Origin of the sequence: Campylobacter sp. RM16192 (genome assembly GCF_004803855.2) — a bacterium.
GTDB lineage: Bacteria > Campylobacterota > Campylobacteria > Campylobacterales > Campylobacteraceae > Campylobacter_A.
On sequence record NZ_CP012552.1, the window covers coordinates 799,351 to 813,786 of the forward strand.

19 protein-coding genes and 1 other RNA gene are annotated in these 14,436 nt (G+C 35.4%); 16 read left to right on the top strand and 4 right to left on the bottom strand.

Annotation, left to right across the window (positions count from 1 at the left end; genetic code table 11):
• The first annotated feature begins 49 nt into the window (after positions 1-49).
• The 5 genes from CDOMC_RS04095 to rnpB all read left to right on the top strand — a co-directional run bounded on the left by CDOMC_RS04095 (position 50) and on the right by rnpB (position 3,275).
• Entirely contained in the window at positions 50-871 is an 822-nt protein-coding gene (locus CDOMC_RS04095; RefSeq protein ID WP_172128159.1) for a thiamine-phosphate kinase, read from the top strand.
• Positions 849-1,973, top strand: a complete 1,125-nt coding sequence (gene truD, locus CDOMC_RS04100; protein ID WP_172128161.1) for a tRNA pseudouridine(13) synthase TruD — start codon at positions 849-851, stop codon at positions 1,971-1,973. Before CDOMC_RS04095 ends, truD begins: the two co-directional genes overlap by 23 nt.
• A 9-nt stretch (positions 1,974-1,982) precedes the next feature.
• On the top strand, positions 1,983-2,330 hold the full coding sequence (locus CDOMC_RS04105) for a hypothetical protein (protein ID WP_172128163.1): 348 nt from the start codon (positions 1,983-1,985) through the stop codon (positions 2,328-2,330).
• Complete coding sequence (locus tag CDOMC_RS04110; RefSeq protein ID WP_172128165.1) at positions 2,327-2,941, top strand: Type 1 glutamine amidotransferase-like domain-containing protein; 615 nt, start codon at positions 2,327-2,329, stop codon at positions 2,939-2,941. The genes CDOMC_RS04105 and CDOMC_RS04110 overlap by 4 nt, the downstream gene beginning before the upstream one ends.
• 5 nt (positions 2,942-2,946) lie before the next feature.
• Positions 2,947-3,275: RNase P RNA component class A (gene rnpB / locus CDOMC_RS04115), an RNA gene on the top strand.
• 56 nt (positions 3,276-3,331) lie between these two features.
• Here the strand turns inward: rnpB and CDOMC_RS04120 are convergent.
• Genes CDOMC_RS04120 through CDOMC_RS04135 form a run of 4 tightly spaced genes read right to left on the bottom strand, consistent with a single transcriptional unit; the run spans position 3,332 to position 6,109 of the window.
• Positions 3,332-3,574: a hypothetical protein gene (locus CDOMC_RS04120; RefSeq protein WP_172128167.1), complete on the bottom strand. Its 243-nt coding sequence runs from the start codon at positions 3,572-3,574 to the stop codon at positions 3,332-3,334.
• Positions 3,567-3,935 carry a flagellar export chaperone FliS gene (gene fliS / locus CDOMC_RS04125; protein WP_170018998.1) on the bottom strand — a complete coding sequence of 123 codons (369 nt, stop codon included), beginning with the start codon at positions 3,933-3,935 and terminating at the stop codon, positions 3,567-3,569. Before fliS ends, CDOMC_RS04120 begins: the two co-directional genes overlap by 8 nt.
• Before the next feature lie 13 nt (positions 3,936-3,948).
• The gene (gene fliD / locus CDOMC_RS04130; protein ID WP_172128169.1) at positions 3,949-5,736 is read right to left on the bottom strand and encodes a flagellar filament capping protein FliD; all 1,788 of its coding nucleotides are present in this window, start codon (positions 5,734-5,736) and stop codon (positions 3,949-3,951) included.
• A gap of 1 nt (position 5,737) precedes the next feature.
• Positions 5,738-6,109 carry a FlaG family protein gene (locus tag CDOMC_RS04135; protein WP_172128171.1) on the bottom strand — a complete coding sequence of 124 codons (372 nt, stop codon included), beginning with the start codon at positions 6,107-6,109 and terminating at the stop codon, positions 5,738-5,740.
• A gap of 125 nt (positions 6,110-6,234) precedes the next feature.
• On the opposite strand from CDOMC_RS04135, the gene CDOMC_RS04140 reads away from it, so the two are divergent.
• The 11 genes from CDOMC_RS04140 to CDOMC_RS04190 all read left to right on the top strand — a co-directional run bounded on the left by CDOMC_RS04140 (position 6,235) and on the right by CDOMC_RS04190 (position 14,272).
• On the top strand, positions 6,235-6,579 hold the full coding sequence (locus CDOMC_RS04140) for an ornithine carbamoyltransferase (protein WP_172128173.1): 345 nt from the start codon (positions 6,235-6,237) through the stop codon (positions 6,577-6,579).
• Positions 6,576-7,148 (top strand): RsmD family RNA methyltransferase, encoded by a 573-nt coding sequence (locus tag CDOMC_RS04145; RefSeq protein WP_170018995.1) that lies wholly within the window; start codon positions 6,576-6,578, stop codon positions 7,146-7,148. The genes CDOMC_RS04140 and CDOMC_RS04145 overlap by 4 nt, the downstream gene beginning before the upstream one ends.
• A 50-nt stretch (positions 7,149-7,198) precedes the next feature.
• Entirely contained in the window at positions 7,199-8,251 is a 1,053-nt protein-coding gene (locus CDOMC_RS04150; protein WP_172128175.1) for a flagellar basal body P-ring protein FlgI, read from the top strand.
• Positions 8,251-8,547, top strand: coding sequence for a rod-binding protein (locus tag CDOMC_RS04155; RefSeq protein ID WP_172128177.1), 297 nt, complete (start codon positions 8,251-8,253; stop codon positions 8,545-8,547). Before CDOMC_RS04150 ends, CDOMC_RS04155 begins: the two co-directional genes overlap by 1 nt.
• A 51-nt stretch (positions 8,548-8,598) precedes the next feature.
• On the top strand, positions 8,599-8,802 hold the full coding sequence (locus CDOMC_RS04160; protein ID WP_170018992.1) for a flagellar biosynthesis anti-sigma factor FlgM: 204 nt from the start codon (positions 8,599-8,601) through the stop codon (positions 8,800-8,802).
• A gap of 38 nt (positions 8,803-8,840) precedes the next feature.
• Positions 8,841-9,275 (top strand): flagellar export chaperone FlgN, encoded by a 435-nt coding sequence (gene flgN, locus CDOMC_RS04165; protein ID WP_172128179.1) that lies wholly within the window; start codon positions 8,841-8,843, stop codon positions 9,273-9,275.
• A 3-nt stretch (positions 9,276-9,278) separates the two neighbouring features.
• A complete protein-coding gene (gene flgK, locus CDOMC_RS04170) occupies positions 9,279-11,138 on the top strand; it encodes a flagellar hook-associated protein FlgK (RefSeq protein WP_172128181.1) in 1,860 nt (619 codons plus the stop codon).
• Positions 11,138-11,899: a TIGR02757 family protein gene (locus CDOMC_RS04175; RefSeq protein ID WP_172128183.1), complete on the top strand. Its 762-nt coding sequence runs from the start codon at positions 11,138-11,140 to the stop codon at positions 11,897-11,899. The genes flgK and CDOMC_RS04175 overlap by 1 nt, the downstream gene beginning before the upstream one ends.
• Before the next feature lie 102 nt (positions 11,900-12,001).
• The gene (locus CDOMC_RS04180; protein WP_172128185.1) at positions 12,002-12,535 is read left to right on the top strand and encodes a superoxide dismutase family protein; all 534 of its coding nucleotides are present in this window, start codon (positions 12,002-12,004) and stop codon (positions 12,533-12,535) included.
• Between the two features lie 154 nt (positions 12,536-12,689).
• Positions 12,690-13,451 carry a TSUP family transporter gene (locus tag CDOMC_RS04185; RefSeq protein ID WP_172128187.1) on the top strand — a complete coding sequence of 254 codons (762 nt, stop codon included), beginning with the start codon at positions 12,690-12,692 and terminating at the stop codon, positions 13,449-13,451.
• 116 nt (positions 13,452-13,567) lie between these two features.
• Entirely contained in the window at positions 13,568-14,272 is a 705-nt protein-coding gene (locus CDOMC_RS04190; RefSeq protein WP_172128189.1) for a F0F1 ATP synthase subunit A, read from the top strand.
• Positions 14,273-14,436 lie beyond the last annotated feature (164 nt).

Below are 14,436 nucleotides of genomic sequence, written 5' to 3' on the forward strand. Positions count from 1 at the left end.
TAACTAACGTTTGAAGTAGATTTTAACGTCAAATTTTATAAAATGTGGCATGGATAAAGAGCAGCGAATAATCGATAAATTTAGCAATTCTTTTATAGGAGATGACGGCGCGGTTGTGGGCAAATGGGTCTATAGCAAGGATCTATTTGCACAGGACAGCCACTTCGGGCTTGGTTGGCTTAAGCTTGATGAGATCGCTTATAAGGCGATGATCGTAAATATCTCCGATGCTATCGCTATGAATGCCGTGCCTAAATACGCTCTTTTAGGGCTTGGCTTGCCAAAAAAGATGAGTGAAGCTGAAATTTCGCTTTTGCACGAAGGATTTAAGCGAGCCTGCGATGAGTTTGGCATAACGATAATAGGCGGCGATACGATAAGCTCGGATAAAATTTTTATAAGCGTTACGATTATCTCGCATTTATCAGGCAAGGCGGTTTATCGAAACAGCGCAAAAGCAGGCGATCTTATAGCTTATACAGGTAAGCTTGGAGAGAGTTTAAAGGGGCTAAAAAGCTTGATGAGAGGCGCTAAGACAGGAAAAAATTCGCGCTTTAAAAAGCCTAAGTTAAGGGCTAAATTCTTCTATTCGGCGGCTAAATTTATAAACTCAGCCATGGATATCTCTGATGGACTTGAAACCGATCTTGCCAGACTTGCAAAAGCCAGCAAAAAAGGGGTAAAATTTAGCAAAAAGCCCAATAAAAACGAGCTAAAAAGCGGGGAAGAGTATGAAATGCTATTTACTTTTAGCGCAAAAAACCTACGTAGGATAGAAAATGAAGCCAAAAAAGCCCGCGTCAAAATAAATATAATCGGAAAAATCACAAAAGGAAGATACAAAACTCATGCAAAACACCACCACTTTTAAGCCGCTTTACGCACTTACACACACGCCTATAAACGCTTATTTCAGTAAGAATTCGGATGATTTTGTCGTGCGCGAGGTGCCGCTTTATGAATTTAGCGGCGATGGCGAACATTTGATAATCCAAATTCAAAAAAAGGATATGACGACGCAAGAAGCTTTAAAGGCGTTAAGCGACTTTAGTGGAGTTAAAATCAAAGAATTTGGATATGCGGGGCTAAAAGATAAGCAAGGAATGACAACTCAGTTTATCTCTATGCCGCGTAAATTTGAGCAAAATTTAGCAAATTTTAGCCACGAGAAGATGAAAATTTTAAGCACTGCAGCTCACAACAATAAGCTAAGAATAGGGCACTTAAAGGGCAACAGCTTTTTTATCCGTCTTAAAAAAGTGCTTCCTAGCGAAGCTACAAAGCTTGAGCAGGCTATAAGCAGTATTGATAAAATTGGGTATGCCAACTACTTTGGCTACCAAAGGTTTGGTAAATTTGGCGATAATGCGGCAAGTGGTCTTGAACTGCTAAAAGAGGGCACGGTAAACGGTAAGAAGCTTAAAAATCCAAAAATGAGTGAGTTTTTGATCTCGGCTTATCAGAGTGATCTTTTTAACCGCTGGCTTAGCAAGCGCGTTGAAATTTCACGCTTTGCAAGTGAGTTTAGCCTAAAGGAGCTGGCTGAAATTTATAAATTCGCAAACGAGAAAGAGCTAAAAGAGCTTAAAAACCAAAAGCAGTTTTTTAAGCTGATCCGCGGCGAGGTGCTTGGGCACTATCCTTTTGGTAAGTGCTTTAACTGCGAGGATTTGGATGCTGAGGTTGCGCGCTTTAACGCTAGAGATATCACAAGTTGCGGGCTTATCGCGGGAAGTAGGGCGTATAAGAGCGAGGGCTTAGCAAAGGTGATAGAAGATGAGATCCTTGGCGAGGCAAGTAAATTTGAAGCCAAGATGAGCGGAAGTAGGCGATTTGCATGGAGTTATCTTGAAGATGTTAGCTTTAGCTATAACGCTGAAAAAGCGCATTTTGGCATAAATTTTACTTTGCAAAAGGGCTCGTATGCGACTGTGGTTTTGGAAGAAATTTTGCATAAGGATATTTTCGAATAAGGAGAGAATATGCGATGTTTGAGTGCTTTGGCGTGTATTGTACTCGCTTTTAACCCGGCTTTTGCTTGTGAGTCGCCTCCTGCTGCGGAAGCTTTCGTCTATGAAAATGATATGGATTTAGACGGCGTACTTGATATGAGCGAGTGGAAAAATGTAAAGAGTATGGAGAATTTTAGAGTTAAATTTGGAGATTTTAGCAAAGCGGAGTTTAAAAAATTTGATAAAAACAAAGACGGTAAGCTTGAGTGGGAAAGCGAGCTTGAGGGCAATATCGAATACATAAAAGATCCTTGCGAGATCAAGGAAGAGCAAGAAAACTTTAAAAAATCAAAAAGCAACCAAAAAGGAAAATCGTGAAAAATATCTTTTTGTGCTCTTATTTTGCAGGAGTCTTTGAGCTCTTTGCAGATAAATTTGACTGCGAGGGAAAGAGTGTTTGCTTCATATCAACGGCTGGCAAATTTGAAGAGGTGAATTTCTACGTAGATGAGGTAAAAGAGTGCTTTAAAAATGCGGACGTGAAAGTCGATGAGCTTGATATCTCGGTAAGCGACAAGACGGAAATTTTGAAGAAATTTAGCCAAAACGACTTCATCTATGTATGTGGCGGAAATACATTTTATCTCTTAAGTGAGTTTAAAAAATCAGGAGTTATAAGCGAGTTAAAGAGTCTTGTAAACAGCGGCAAAATTTATATCGGCGAATCGGCAGGCGGCATAATAACATCGCCTGATATCGAGTATATAGGCCTAATGGATGAAAATTTAGTAGAGCTAAAAGATCTTAGCGGCTTAAATTTGGTGAGTTTTTATACCTTGCCTCACTTGGGCGAATTTCCGTTTGAAGAAGCATGTAATAATATAATCGCAAAATTTGGCGAGAAAATAGATCTAAAAGCGATAAATAACTCCGAAGCGATTTTAATTCGAGGTGAAGAAGCGGTTATTTTAAGCGCAAAGTCGCTATAATCTCATCGGCACGGCAAGTGATTGCTTTTAAATTTCGGTTTAAAAGAGGAAAGTCCGAGCTGCTATAAGACAAAGTCCCATCTAACGGATGGCTAGGGAAACCTAAGGGATAGTGTAACAGAAAGCAGACTGCCGCTTCGGCGGTGATGGTGAAACGGCGGGGTAAGAGCCCACCAGCGCCACGCGAAAGCATGGCGGCTATATAAACCCGACTTGCAGCAAGAAGGGATGGTTTTAGTCTTATGTTAAACCCTTCGCTAGAGCCAAATTGCGAAATTTGGATTAGATAAATAATCACTCACGACAGAACTCGGCTTATCGCCGTGCCTTTTTATATTTGTGTAAATTTATAAGAAAATAGCCTAGAATTCTAGGCTATTTTGTGAAGCTTTATTCATTGATATATTGAGATATGTAGTTTCTAGCGTCTTTTAATTTTTTTAGTTCTAGACTCAGTTTTTCTAATCTTTTTTGTATGATTTCTTCTGCATCTTTAGTTAGTGTCGCAACTTCTTCTAGCTCTTCTATGCTGTCAAAAATCAATGGAGCATTTTGGATAAGTCTTTCTATAGACTCCTCATCTTCGTTTAAGACCGCTATCTTAAACTCGTTTAGCCATATAGTCTCAGGCATTGCTTTCTTTCCAAGCCTCAAGAAGTTGCTTTACTACACTTACTACCTCATCCAGATTTTTTTCATCGTTTGTTATATTTGCTTGTGAAAGTAGCTGAATTTGTCTAGTGTAAATTCCGCTAAGATAATGAGCAACGTTTCCTTGAGAGTAGTCAAGCGAATTTAAAAGCTCAACAAAAATCGCATTTGCTCTGTTTATAAAGTATACTTTTTTCTCGACATCTTTATTTTGCATAGATTGTCTAGCTCTAAAAATAAATCTTAAAATTCCTTCATATAGCATCTCTATTAGTTTATGCGGAGACTCTATGCCTCCGACTGCGTTTTGAGAGTATGCTGCGTAAGCTGCGCTATTCATCATTATTTTTCCATTCTTATTTTTTAGATTTTAGCTCGGCATCTATCATTGATTGCAATGTAGAAAACTGATTTTGAAGCTTATTGATCATATTGTCATAGGCTAAAAATCTTTGAGCCATCATGTCGTATTTAGTATCAAGATCTTGTGTCGCTTTTAGCCTATCTTTTTCAAGCTTCTTTTTTTCTTCTATTAAATTTTGATTGTATATAGTCAATGTTCCATTTTTACCCACTATATTATCTAGTTTTGAATTTAAAGACGAGAATACCCCATCAGTCCTTGTCTCTTTTGACGTTAAATTCATAGCGCTTAAACCAAAGCTCTCAAGCACATCAGCTTTGCCTTGAATATTTATAGCTGTTCCGTCTGTGCTTTTTAAAACGATTCTGTCTTCAGCTTTATTCAAAGTGGCTTGGATACCTACAATACTAGCTTCGTTTATAGCCTTCAAAAGTGCTAAGGCGTTTTCTTTTGATGTATTTGTACTAGGAGTGGTTAAGGTTATTTTGTTTCCGTTAATTATAAAATCATCGTTTGATACACTTATTGCACCGCTATTTATGGCTTTACTGCTCGCTGTTTGTATAGTGCTATACATACTAGATTTTGCGAATAGCTTTTTAGCATCATCTAAACTTTCGGATAGCTTTGAGCTTAATTTTAGGCTATTAAGTTCCAGCAGTCCATCTTTGGTTAATGTTATGCCAAAATCAGTTATATTAAGGTTGCTGCTTTTTGATTTTATAGCTACCGCAAAAGATCCTGAATCGTGCATAGAGCGCATAGATATATTGTCTTGTTCTCCTATCGTTTTTGTAGTGAATAAAAGTCTATTTATAGTAGATTTTATGCTTGTTATCTCGTTAATTCCCTGAAAAGTTCCTGCATTATTTGTATCGCTGTTGTAGTCGGTTGCTATATCAAGATTGTTTACTAGACTATTATATGTTTTTACTAAGTTTTCTATCTCTTTTTTTATATCAGAAGTATCTTCTTTGACACTAAAAGTTGTTTTTCCCACTTCTTTTAGTGTCAAATGCAAGCCTATTGATAGATCTTTAATGTTGTTAGAGTCTCTTTTTACCGTTATGCCATTATATGTAAATTCGGAGTCTTGTGCTGTAGATATTTTGTTGCTATTTACATTTGCACTATCCCAACCTAGGGCTTCTAATATATAATTTGCATTATTTAGTTCGTTTCCACTTGAATCTTGGGTAGAAAACTCTATTTTATTGCTGGCTCCGGTGTCTTTTGATTGCAAAATTAGCTGATACGGTCTATCTCCTCCGACTTTTAGAATTTTAGCTTGAACATAGCCACCAGTGGCATCTGTTATTTTTGCTGCCAACTCTTCGTAGGATGTAGATTGTTTAAGATCTATTTTATAATCTATATTATTGAATTTGATTACAAAAGAACCCTCTCTAGCCGCAAACGATTCAGGGCTTATAAATTTTTTACTTTGATATATATCTCTTGCCGCAAGTTGTTTCACATCTATATCTATATCTTGCAAGCCAACACCAGAACTTACGCTTAGATCCGCACTTTTACCATTGGTATTAACACTTCTTTTTAAGAACATAGCCTCATCGCTAAGTGCAGAAACAGATAATTTAAACGAACTTATTAGTGTTTTAATTGCAGATAGATCTTTTTGCTTTGTTACGTTTTTCTCCATATTTTGTGTGATAGGGTTTATTATACCCGCCCTATCTGCCGATTTTAGTTTGTCTATAACATCTTGAGTTAAAACGTTACTTCCAAGCCCAAGAGAAGAAATTTTGCCAAACCCCATCTTAGCTCTCCTTATCGAATAGTACTCCGACTGCCTCTCTAAAATATTCACTAAGTTTCATTACTTGCTCGCTTGGAATTTTTCTTATTATTTCGCCTGTTTTCATCTCCATTACGTTAACGTAAAGAAAATTTATCTTGTCATTGTAAGCAAAACGTATATTTGTATCCAGCGCTTCCATCTGTCTATTTAGTTTTTCCGTGGCTTCGTTTAGCTTTTTGACTAGATCTTCATTGTTTTGCTCTGTTTGATTTTCGACAATATTTGGTTGAATTTGTGTTTGCTCAACTTCCCTTGTTTGAGGCTGTGAATGTGTGTTGCTTGTTGATAGAGCCGTATTTATCGGCTGACTTGCAACTTTGAAAATTTCCATATTTTCTCCTTATAAATATACTACTTTGTTATATCGGCTATATCTAAAATTTCTTTATACTATATAGTTAATTAAAATTTACGCTTAAATTTGTTAAGATTTTGCTTAATTTATAAGGAATGTATATGAAAATTTCATTTGACTGTGATTGTATTTTGCTTGAAAATTCGCTTAAATTATTTTTGAAAGATTATGTAGCGCATAAAAAGGATTGTGATTTTATAATATCGGATAGAAAGATCGAGAGCAAAAAACCCGTATTTATTATATCTTCGAATTCTGCTCATTTAAAAATCCCATTTACTAAAGAGATGCTTTTAAATACACTTGAGGAATTTTACTCAGCCATTCAAATCCCAAATGTCGGCACTAAGCAAATGGCTCAAAATTTAGATATTGAGCATGAAATTAGCATCCTTATAGATAAATTTAAAAAAGATCTCATCAATCTTATAAAGCTTTATAGATGAAAAAACTTTTTAGTACAATTTCAAGCGGTAAATTTAAAGGCAAAAAGCTTCTTTTGCCATCTCTTGATACTACAAGAAGCACTAAAAGTATAGTCAAGGGCTCTTTTTTTGATAGCATGAGGTATGATTTAAGAAGTAAAATTTTTATAGAGGCATTTGGTGGAAGCGCTCTTATGGCGGCTGAAGCGCTTAGTAATGATGCCAAAAGCGCAATCGCAATAGAACTTGATAAAAATGCTTTTAAGATAGCGCGAGAGAATGCAAAAAATATAGATGAGTCAAATTTGGAGATTCTTAATGGAGACACCTTTGAGCTTACTCTTGAAATTTTAAATAGACGAGATTTAAAAGATGTTATCTTATATCTTGACCCACCATTTGATATTAGGGAGGGATTTGGTCAAATTTATGAAAAGTGTATAAATTTGATAAGAAATTTAGACAAAAAACGAATTTATATGGTCGTAATAGAGCATATTAGCAGCTATCAATTTCCTGAAGACATTGGAAAATTTACTCTTCAAAAATCAAAAAAATTCGGAAATACAACTCTTACGTATTATTCATAAATTTTGGAATATTTATTGCTTTTATCCTTTTAAAATAAAAAAGGATTGCTATGAAGCTAATTTCATCGATGTTGCTTGCTTTATCTCTCGGTGCTTTTGCAAATGCTGCGCAGATTAAAGATATAGCAAATGTCGTAGGAGTAAGAGAGAACCAACTCATAGGCTATGGATTAGTGGTAGGGCTTAATGGTTCAGGAGATGGTTCAAGCTCGGAATTTACGATTCAATCGCTTTCAAATATGCTTCAAACAGTAAACGTAAAGATAAGTCCTGATGATATAAAATCTAAAAATACAGCAGCCGTAATAGTAACGGCAAAATTGCCCGCTTTTGCAAGGCAAGGCGATAAGCTGGATGTAACTATATCATCTATCGGTGATGCTAAAAGCTTGCAAGGCGGAACTCTTCTGATGACTCCTTTAAAGGGTGTCGATGGAGATATATACGCTCTGGCTCAAGGCTCTCTTACAATAGGCGGCAAGAGTCAGGGTAGGGGTTCTGGAAATCACGCAACGGCTGGAACTATCTTTGGTGGAGCTTTTGTGGAGCGTGAGATAACCTATGATATATATAATCAAGAGGCTATATTTTTAAGCCTTAAAGAGTCAAATTTTAGTACCGCTTCAAATATACAAAACGCTATAAATTTAAAAGTAGGCGGTGAAACCGCAATAGCAATTGATCCAAGAACTGTTAAGATAAATAGACCAAATGGCGTTAGCATGGTTGAATTTTTGGCTCAAGTTTTAAATATTGACGTCGAATATAAGGCGCTTGACAAGGTCATAATAGACGAAAAAACAGGCACTATAGTAAGCGGAGTAAATGTTACGGTTGATCCTGTTGTGATAACACATAAAGAAATTACTATAAAAATTGAGCCAAATTCTTATTATGATGCCGGAAATGCAGCGATTGACTTGCAAGACGGAATGGCTTTGGATGCAAATGCAAATATGCTAAAGGTTAGTGGCGAGCGCACAACTATAGCAAGCATAGCAAGGGCTCTAAGCAAGCTAGGAGCTAGTCCGAGCGACATAATAGCAATAATAGAAAATTTAAAAAGAGTTGGTGCAATACACGTTGATTTGGAGATAATATAATGAATATAGACAACCAGTTGGCTATAAACGCATATAATAATATAGCTACAAATTCGATCACAAATAGAAGCAAAAGCGAAAACGATAAGCTTTTAAAAGAGCAAACCGATGCCTTTGAAGCGTTTTTAGTTAAAAGCGTGTTAGATATTGCCTTAAAGGACGAAAATCCTCTATTTCCAAAAGATGCCGGAGATAAAATTTACTCGTCTATGTATAACGATACTATGAGTAGAGCTTTGAGCGGAAATTTAGGATTTAGTGAATTGCTATTTAATTTTTTAAAAGAGAGGACTTAAGTATTTAAAAAATATGCCGATTTAGCAATAAATATATTTAAAGGTATGAAAATGCTAGGTTCAATCGGCGTAAAAGCTGGGGTTAGCCCGAGCCAACTTTCACCTAACAGTGAAATTAAAAAGAACGAAAACAAAGAGAACATTCAGGATAAGAGCGAGAGCAAAGTAGCTAAAATAGCCGAATCTATCGCTAATGGAACTTACAAGATAGATCTATCGAAAACTGCACGCGCTATTGCAGATGAGATTATCTGATAAGCTTTTGTCCTTGATGTAAAAACAGAAGGGACAAAATGCTTAAAAAATATTTACAAGAGGCTATAGGCGTGCTTGATGAGCTTATAGCTATAACTACGCAAGATATAAAAAACATAAAAGAAGCCAAGCACTCAACTGTAGAAGAGAGTGTAAGTAAAAAAAATCAACTCGTAAAAAAATTTGAAGCTACAAAATCAATGCTTGATAAAGAGCTTGTAAGAGTTTCAAAGGAACATAATAGCACCGATTTGGCAAGTATTTTAGACGATGACATAAAGTCAAATTTGGTAAAAATGCGTGGCAAACTCGAAGAGCTTCACGAAAAAAACAAAGAATACGCAAAATATGTTGTGGTTGTTAAAGAGTTTTTTGATAGCTTGGTTTCTAATATGTTTCAAAATAAAAACGATAGCAATGGATATTTTAAGAGTCAGCCGACTCCTGAAAGTCTATTTAAAGCAAGGGTTTAAAAGATGGCCGGTAGTATTTTTTCATCTTTACATATAGGTATAAGTGGGCTTGATGCTGCTCAAATGCAGATAACAACAACAGGTCACAATATAACAAATGCAGATAATGAGCACTACACAAGGCAACGTGTGGTTCAGTCGGCTAGAGAGCCAGAACATAGCATCCCAGGAGATGTCGGCAGAGGAACTCAGGTAGATACTATAATAAGAGTTCATGACGAATTTACATTTACTAGGCTAAGAAGTGCCGGAAGTAATCTTGAATTTTCCGAATACAAAAAGAGAATGCTTGAGGAAATTTCAAAGAGATTTCCCGATTTGCAAAGCGTAGGAATAGGTCGCGATATACAAAATTATTTTGATGCATGGAATAAATTTGCTTCAAATCCTACTGAAGCTTCTCAAAAGATACATCTATTAAATTCAGCCTCAACTCTATCAAAGAGTATTCAAGATAGCGTAAAGATGCTATATAAAATACAACAAGACGTGAATTCTCAAATAGAAGTTACTGTAAATGAGATAAATAAATACGCAAAAGAGATATCTGAGATAAATAAGCAGATAATGCGCGTAGAATTAATAGGAACAACTAGAGCCAATGACCTTAGAGATAAAAGGGATCAGCTTGAGCTTGCAATCTCAAGGCTTGTAAACGCGACTGCGTTTAAAGGCGAGCTTCAAGGCAGAGCAGATATAGATCCTACTGTTACCGATACAGGCGCAAAATATAATCTAAATATTTCTGGATTTACTATAGTAGATGGTGTGACATTTCATCCTCTTGCTCTAGATAGCTCGGCTAATAAATTTGACTTTAACAATATCTATTACGAAAGAGAAGATGGCAAGCGAGTAGATATGGCTGGTAAGATAACCGGAGGTAAACTTGGTGCAGCCTTGGATCTAAGAGGAAGATATATCGATGATAGTGGCGAATTTCAGGATGGAATTATACAAAAGTATATCGATAATCTAAATACTCTTGCCAAAGGCATAATAAACGAAACCAATAATATCTATTCAAAATCTGCTGTAGAGGGCATCAATACCGATGAATTATCGTTTTTAGATCCATCCAGAACTCTAATGAACTTTAATGACGATATAAAACACGGAAGCTTTGATGTAGTGGTTTATAACAATCAAGGGCAAGAGGTTGCTAGAAAGAGTATAAAAATAGATGCTTCTACTACTATGAACGATCCTACGAGAGGACCTTCTATAGTAAAAGAGTTTAATGCGGATACCGACGATAACAACGACAATAACATATTAAACGACGTTAATGATTATTTTAAAGCTTATTATCAATATGATCCAGTGTCTAATAAAGGAATGTTTGGAGTTTCTCCTATTAGACATTCGGGTGAGTATAGTATCGCATTTATTGACAATGGAACAAATTTCCCGGGAATTATCGGTATAAATAGATTTTTTGAGGGCACAGATGCAAGGGATATGAGCGTAAAAAGTGAGCTTGCCAGTAACCCTCATAAGCTTAAAGCCTATTCAAACCCAACTCCTGGTAATAATGATGTAGCAAATGAAATGGTTCAGCTTCAATATAATAAGATATATTTTTATTCTAACAAGCATGCCGATAAAATCGAAACCATAGAGGGATTTTATAGATTTGTTACAACAGATATTGCAAGCGAAACTCAGGCTACAAATGAGCTAAATGATGCGAATACCGCTATAAATAAGATTGCTATGAGCGAACATCAGTCAATTAGCGGAGTAAATTTAAATGAAGAGCTTACGAATTTGATCCGATTTCAGTCAAGCTATGGTGCTGCAGCCAAAGTAATAACTACGGTAGAGAAGATGCTGGATACTCTACTTACTCTTAAACAATGATGACGGATTTAAAAGAGCTTCTTGATAGCCACGTTCTTAGTAAAAACACCAAGGACGGGCTTTATAATGCAGATGATCCGCTTCAGGTGGCAACTATTTACAAAGAGCCAAATATTGCATTGATTTGTGCATTGTTTGGATACGGCAGTGCTAAACAGATAGTTAAATTTTTAAAGTCTTTAAATTTTAGCCTTCTTGATGAGAGTGAAAAAAACATCTGTGAAAATTTGCAAAATTTTAAATATCGCTTCCAGAATATAGAGGATGTGAGGCAAATTTTTATAACTTTTTGCCGGCTTAAAAAAGAGGGTGATATAGAGGCTATCATTAAAAGCGGCTTTGATAAAAGCGGGCTCATGATAGATGGGATAAACGAACTTGTAAAATTTATATATTCTTTAAATTCTTACCGTTCTGATGGGTATGAATTTTTCTTTGGCAGAGCCTTTGATGGCAAGCCGATTTCTCCTTATAAGCGCTACAATATGTTTATGCGCTGGATGGTAAGAGATACCGATATTGATCTTGGAATTTTTAAAAATTTACCTAAGAGCGAGCTTTTGATGCCGCTTGATGTTCATACTCACAGAGTATCTTTAAGACTTGGACTTATAGATAGAAAGAGTTATGATTTTAATGCTGTTTTGGAGCTAACAAACAAACTTCGAGAATTTGACAATCTTGATCCTATTAAATATGATTTTGCTCTGTATAGAATCGGACAAAGCGGCGAAATAGATAAAATATTTTTAAAAAATTAATATAAATAAAAATATATAAAATAATTTAAAATCGATACTTTTTATCAAAAATTATTTACAATCTTGTGATATATTTACATTAAATTTTTCAAAGGAGAGTAAATGAAAAAATTATTATTGGCAAGTGCTGTTTTAAGCAGCATGCTTTTTGCGCACGAGGGTCATTTTGATCCAAAGGCTCAAAAACATATAGTTATCCCTATGGAGCAACTAAGCGAGAAGGGCAATATTAAAGTAGGAGAGGTGGTTGCTATAGAGACAAATTATGGTATAGCATTTTTCCCAAATTTAAAAGGTATTGACGCCGGAATGCATGGATTTCATATTCATGTTAACCCAGATTGTGGAGCAACAGAAAAAGGTCTAGGTATGAAAGCTGGCGGACACTGGGATCCAACAGATGCGAAAAAACACTCATTTCCATGGGACGATAAAGGACACAAAGGTGATTTGCCTGCACTTTTTGCTGACCACGACGGCAATGCAGTTTATCCTGTACTAGCTCCTAAGATCAAAAAACTTGACGAGCTTAAAGGACACTCTTTAATGGTTCATGTTGGCGGAGACAATCACCACGATCATCCAAAGCCATTGGGCGGTGGCGGTCCTAGATTAGTTTGCGGTGTTATCAACTAATTTTTATAAAATTTAAGGATATCGGTCATTTTGATCGATATCTGCTTCTTCTTTATAACTATTATATTTTTTCTTTCTTTCAATCGTGATTTAATTAAAAATTTTTAAAATTTATAATACTATTTTGCCATTAACTTTATAATATGGGAAATTTATGGAATTTGATTTCTTGGCTTACTGCATTTTTTTCGGAGCGGCATTTTTGGGCGGTTTTATAGATGCTATTGCAGGAGGTGGTGGGCTTATCACTCTTCCTGCTATTATGGCTATGGGAGTTCCTCCTCATATGGCACTTGCCACAAATAAGCTTCAAGGCACATTTGGAAGCTTTACTGCGACTTTAAATTTTACTAGAAAGGGAATGATTAATTATAAAGAAGCCTTTTTGGGTATTATTTTTACTTTTATTGGAGCGGCTACCGGTGCTACTTTGATATTGTTTTTGAATCCAAAATTTTTACAAATCGTGATACCATTTTTATTGATAGCAATCTTTATATATACTATTTTTATGCCCAAAATAGGAGATAGCGATAAGGCTTCTAGAATGAATTATAAGGTTTTTTATGTTGCTTTTGGACTTATTTTGGGATTTTATGATGGCTTTTTCGGACCAGGAGCAGGATCGTTTTGGACATTTGCAATGGTTGCTTTAATAGGTCTTAATATGAAAAAGGCTGTTGCCCATACTAAGCTTTTAAATTTTATTAGCAATGTAGTCTCTTTGGGCGTATTTATTATTTCTGGAAATATGCTCTGGATAGTTGGAATCTTAATGGGAGTAGGGCAAATTTTTGGAGCATTTATAGGATCAAATTTGGTTATTAAAAAAGAAGTTAAATTTATTAAAACCATGTTTTTGATTGTGGTAGGGGCTACTATTTTGAAGCTTTTTTACTCTTACTTTTTAGAGTGAAATTTATAATTTAACGAAATCGCCTAAACATAGAGACAAAACTCAAAAATCTTAAAAAACTTTTAACAATAATTTTGCTAAAATCACCTGAAAATTTATAAATTTAAGGTTAGCACATGGAAGAAAATTTATTTTTATTCTCTAATGTAATCGCTTCTCAATTTACAAGCGATAAGCACGTTATGCACATGTTTACTTATGCAATGCACTTTTTGTTGGCTGCTGTTATAGTTATAGCTTTTTCTAAACTTGCGGTTAAAAACATGCAACTTGTTCCGCGCGGTACTCAAAATGTTTTAGAGGCATATTTGGAAGCTGTTATATCTATGGGTAAAGATGTGTTGGGAAGCGAGAGTTTAGCTAGAAAATATCTTCCTCTTGTTGCTACTATAGGATTAATAATCTTTACAAGCAACGTAATGGGTATAATTCCTGGTTTTGAGTCGCCAACTGCTAGTTTAAATATGACTCTTACTTTGGCTTTGATTGTATTTGTGTTTTATCATTTTGAGGGTATTAAGAAAAACGGAGTTATTAAGTATTTTGCTCATTTTATGGGGCCTAGCAAGGCTCTTGCTCCTCTTATGTTTTTCGTTGAGATTATATCGCATCTATCACGTATAGTATCTTTATCTTTCCGTCTTTTTGGAAATATCAAAGGAGACGATTTATTCTTGCTTGTTATGCTTGCTTTGGCACCTTTTATAGCGCCACTTCCTGCATACGCACTTTTGACACTTATGGCAATTCTCCAAACATTTATTTTTATGATGCTTACCTTTGTGTATCTTGCTGGTGCATTGGCAACAGAAGAACACTGATTTTAAACTTATACCGCCTAAATTTAGGCGGTATTTTTTCTTTTTTAAACACTACTATCTCTATTGCAACTTATAAAATCAACTCAAAATAACGAATTTTAGATAAGTTAAAAGAAATAATTGATAAAATATTTTCCAAAATTTAAGAAATACAAAGGTTAATT